This window comes from Xanthomonas sp. D-36-1 (assembly GCF_017746155.1).
GTDB lineage: Bacteria > Pseudomonadota > Gammaproteobacteria > Xanthomonadales > Xanthomonadaceae > Xanthomonas > Xanthomonas cissicola.
In genome coordinates this window covers 1-3,917 of record NZ_JAGHWR010000138.1, presented here as the reverse complement: position 1 = coordinate 3,917, position 3,917 = coordinate 1, and the positions used below count along the sequence as shown (strand labels likewise).

The window sequence follows — 3,917 nt, the reverse complement described above, 5'->3', positions numbered from 1 at the left end:
TTGTTCAGACCTTCCTTAGGGAGTTGTTGCCATGAATTCGTCCACATTGCTCCCTTTCAAGCGATCCGCCTTGGCTGACCAGATGCGCTGCGCCTGCATGGCGTTCGCAGCGACATTGTTAGCAGCTCCTGCAGCGGCAGTTGACTTGCCAGATGAGCCGCTGCAATCCAGCGGTCGTGTTTCACCCAACATTTTGTTCATTCTGGATGATTCTGGCTCGATGAGTGAGGACTCCATGCCGGATGTCTTGCCGGGGACCACGCCCATCAATATTGCAGAGCAGGCCTATAGTAGAAATACCATTTACTATAACCCTGCGTTTGACTACAAGCCGTGGTTAAATCCAGACGGTAGCCAAATGACTGGTGGTCTTAGTTATTCGAGTGTGTATACGGATAACTCATTCTTGACCGGATCGGCGAATCTGCAGTCTGCTGTACGCACATTCTATGTGCCAAAAAATCTGGCTGCTTCTGCAGCCCAGCTTGCCAATGTTAACAACTATTGGCGCTATCAGATCCACACGGATGGACGTATCGTAAGAAGCGAGTATTTGCAGAACGTATCGGGTCAGCAGGGACTTGCAGGGCGAAATTGTGATTCCAGTGGTTCGGGCTGGCAATGGAAGAATTGTACGTTTGCCTTGCCGAATCCTGCTCTCCGCAGTGATGAAAGTTCAGAGCGGGCTAATTTTGCAATATGGTATTCCTACTATCGCACCAGAATGAAGGTGGCGAAAGCTAGCGCGGGTCAGGCTTTTTCTGACCTCAATACCTCGGCGAGAGTTGGCTTTCGGACAATTTGGCGTAGAAACAAAACCGGAAATATAATCACGCAAGATAATCCAATTCCAATTGGTCGCAACGATGGACTGTTCGATGATCCTAACGGTGGATCGGGCGCGAACAACAACAAGACGATCTGGTATGACCGCCTATATGGTGCCTCTGGCTCGGGCGCAACGCCTCTCCATGGCGCGTTGACCGATGCTGGGCTGTACTACAGCAGCGCGGCTGCCAACGGACCGTACGGTCCGCAGGCTGGGAGCGCGCAGTTTTCTTGCCGTCAGAATTTTACTATTTTAACGACAGACGGGTACTGGAACGGCAAAGATAACTACACGGACGTTGCCAACGAGCAGGATAACGTAGCTGGGCAAACAATCACTAGTCCCACACGTGATACATATACTTATAGGCCGGAGCGTCCGTATGCTAGTTCAGATTCGGATACGCTAGCTGACGTAGCAATGCGGTTTTGGAAAAATGATCTTCGTACTGATCTTGTAAATAACGTGCCCACTTCCAGTCGTGATCCTGGCTTCTGGCAGCACATGGTGACGTATGCAATCTCTATTGGTGCATCGGGCACCTTAAATCCGGAGACCGATCTGCCGCCGCTGACTGCGGGAACTCTGAACTGGCCCACGCCGAGAAATAACACGATCGTTAACGTGGACGATCTGTGGCATGCCTCCGTTAATGGTAGAGGGGATTTTATTGTTGCAAGTAATCCCGATGAGTTCACTCAAGCGTTAAAGGCATCGCTGGCGTCTATTATCGAACGTGCCGGCGCGTTTTCCAATCTATCCGCGAACTCCACCCGGGTGGACAGTGCGACGCTCGCTTTTCAGGCAAGCTTTGTGTCCGGCATCTGGTCCGGGCAGTTGCGCGCATTTCCTGTTACCGCTTCAGGTACTTCGGCGACTCCAAGTTGGAGCGCTTCTGCCGGGATCCCGACGACAGGTCGCAAGGTTTTCACCTTCAACGGTACGGCCGGTGCCACGTTTCCCACTGCAGCGCAATTAGTGCCTCTGGCCCGGAGTGCCGCTCCTGCAGTGAGTGGTGCCGACAATGCTGCATATATTGCAGGCTCTCGCACGAGGGAGCTTTCCAATGGCGGAACGTTGCGTAATCGCACAACAGTGCTTGGAGATATTGTCGGTTCCTCACCTGTATTTGATGCGCAAACAAATACTGTTTACGTAGGTGCCAATGACGGCATGCTACATGCCTTCGACGCAAGCAATGGCGCCGAGGATTTCGCTTACGTTCCGGCGGCTCTCAATTTCAATGACTTGAGCACATTGAGCCGGCCTGACTACGAGCATAGATATTTCGTGGACGGTCCAGTCATTCTGTCGCGACGCGACCAGACGCCGGACGCGAGCATTCTGGTAGGAACACTTGGGCGGGGAGGAAAGGGTCTGTATTCGCTTGATGTTACCAACCCCGACAGCTTTGTTGCTAGCCGCGTCAAATGGGAGAGGACTGAAACGCCACTTAATAACATGGGCTTGATTCTTGGGCAGCCCATCATTGCCAAGCTCAACAACGGCGACATGGGTCTAATTGTCCCTAATGGTGTAAATAGCACGAGCAACCGCGCGGCTGTGCTCATTTACCGACTTAGTGATGGGGCTCTTCTGGCCGAAATGGACACTGGGGTGGGATCCGCCACTAATCCGAACGGCATGTCGGCGCCGACTATTCGGGACGTAGATGGTAACGGGACTGCGGATTTCATATACGCGGGTGACATGCTAGGAAACATGTGGAAGTTCGATATTAGTTCCGCTAGCCGCACTGCCTGGAGCAATGCGAGCAGTCGTCTTCGTATGTTCACCGCAACCAGTCCGACTGGGCAGGTGCAACCCATCACCTCGTCGCCGGTAGTTGCTCGTGATCCTTCAACGTTCCAGCTATGGGTCTTTTTTGGCACCGGTCGTTTTATGGAAACTGGTGATACAGCAGATCGAAGTGTTCAGACCTTTTATGGATTAAAAGACGGCACAGCTACGGTCGCGAAAAACACACTGCAACAGAGAACTATCGCGGCGGTTGCCACCGACAGCGATACTGGGCGCACGGTACGTGCCTTCGAACTGCCTTCAGCACTTCCGGCTGGTCGTAATGGCTGGTATATCGATTTGGTAAATCCGCCCACGCCTCCCGGCACTCCGATCGGCGAGCGTGTTGTCAGCGATCCTCAGGTGGTCAACGATGTACTGAATTTTTCGAGCATCATCCCCAGCAGCGATCCGTGTCTGCCGGGTGGCACTGGCTTTCAGAACGCATTAAACGCGTTTACGGGGGCGAGCTTGTCCGAGTCGTTCTTCGACATCAATGGTGATGGGTCATTCGCAGACGAGACAGTGCCAGTGGGTGGTAGTACTGGTTCGCCTGGGACACCGGCAGCGACTGGGTCGGTGGGCCTCGGAGGAATGGGTACAACCGGCAACATCTTGACTGGCGGTGGCGGCAGTGGCGGCGGACTCATCTGTACGAACCTGTCGAATGCGACGGTAGAGTGCCAGCGCATTCGTGAGGCGCGTCGTACATCTCGTGTCTCTTGGCGCGAACTATTGAAGGAGATGTGAAAATGAAAACTGTTGGCAAACGACGTACGTCTGCAGGCTTTACCTTGATCGAGCTGATGATCGTAGTCGCTGTTATTGCGGTCCTAGCTGGTATCGCGATGTACAACTACCAAGCCGCAGTGGTGCGTGCTAAACGCTCGGCGGCGACGAGTTGTCTACAGAGCGGTGCACAGTATATGGAGCGTTACTACACGACCTACATGTCGTACAACAATGCCGGCACTCCGCCAGCGCTGCCGCAGTGTGATTCAGGGGTCGCAAGCAGTTATACGGTGGCACTTGCACCTTCAGCAGATGGAAGGAGCTACACCATCACTGCCACGCCAATTAACCAGCAGGCAAGAGCCGATACGAAGTGTGCCGCTCTCTCGATTCTCCAATCGGGCGAGCGCCGAGAAAGTGGTACTGCCACGTCTGTCAGCGATTGTTGGTAATTGCGCGCGTTTTTGTCTCGCGATAGTGCAGGCGAGTAGAGCCAGTGGCTAGGACGATGTTTTGTGTAGTGGCTGGTATAGCTCTAAGGAAGGTCTGAACAACG

The 3,917-nt window shown here is 53.6% G+C and carries 3 protein-coding genes; 2 read left to right on the top strand and 1 reads right to left on the bottom strand.

What is annotated here, in order from left to right; genetic code table 11:
- Positions 1-15: 15 nt before the first annotated feature.
- Positions 16-201, bottom strand: coding sequence for a hypothetical protein (locus J7367_RS22430; protein ID WP_244672369.1), 186 nt, complete (start codon positions 199-201; stop codon positions 16-18).
- Positions 202-220: 19 nt separating this feature from the next.
- Between J7367_RS22430 and J7367_RS22030 the strand changes: the two genes are divergently transcribed.
- Together J7367_RS22030 and J7367_RS22025 are read left to right on the top strand one after the other, a co-directional pair.
- Positions 221-3,379: a PilC/PilY family type IV pilus protein gene (locus tag J7367_RS22030; RefSeq protein WP_244672368.1), complete on the top strand. Its 3,159-nt coding sequence runs from the start codon at positions 221-223 to the stop codon at positions 3,377-3,379.
- A gap of 2 nt (positions 3,380-3,381) precedes the next feature.
- The gene (locus tag J7367_RS22025; protein ID WP_081028018.1) at positions 3,382-3,813 is read left to right on the top strand and encodes a type IV pilin protein; all 432 of its coding nucleotides are present in this window, start codon (positions 3,382-3,384) and stop codon (positions 3,811-3,813) included.
- The last annotated feature ends 104 nt before the right edge of the window (positions 3,814-3,917 follow it).